The sequence below is a fragment of the Altererythrobacter sp. MTPC7 genome (assembly GCF_042851395.1).
Lineage (GTDB): Bacteria > Pseudomonadota > Alphaproteobacteria > Sphingomonadales > Sphingomonadaceae > CAJXSN01.
In genome coordinates, this window is sequence record NZ_BTGS01000053.1 from 1 (window position 1) to 476 (window position 476).

1 protein-coding gene is annotated in these 476 nt (G+C 50.8%); it reads left to right on the plus strand.

Annotated features, from left to right (window positions below; genetic code table 11):
* Window positions 1-139: 139 nt before the first annotated feature.
* Window positions 140-476 (plus strand): hypothetical protein (locus ACGHJ7_RS14790; protein ID WP_390479189.1); only part of this gene is annotated, 337 nt, incomplete at its 3' end.

Here is a 476-nt window from a genome sequence, read left to right on the forward strand (position 1 = left end):
ATGGAAGGCTCTCGCGTCCGAACGTCGGAACGAGCTACACCAAGATGGTCGAGCCTCTCACTATTGAGGGTTCTGTTGTAAAAAGCTTCCGAAATGCGATGCCTGACGTCGCTGTCGGTAATCTGTGAAGGAGCGCGTCATGTCGAAAAATAACTCACGCACGCAGGCATCGGCCGCTGTTCTCGCATTAATAGCTACCGCAGGGCTACATGCGCAAGCATCGGCTCAAACTAGCATTCCCAACAAATGGGACGTTTCGACCCGAAACATAACTGTGGATCAGAATCTGCCTTATATTTGCGATGCACCGCTACAACGGGCCGTCGCGACAGTGAATTCCTATGATCCGAATTTCCGCATAACTTACGGTTGGAATGTTCCTCCAACCGACAATCGCTCTGCGATGTATTATCGGTCGTATGGCTACGGTGCGACGAATACCCGTGCGCAAACCCTTAAATCTATCCAACCTTTGT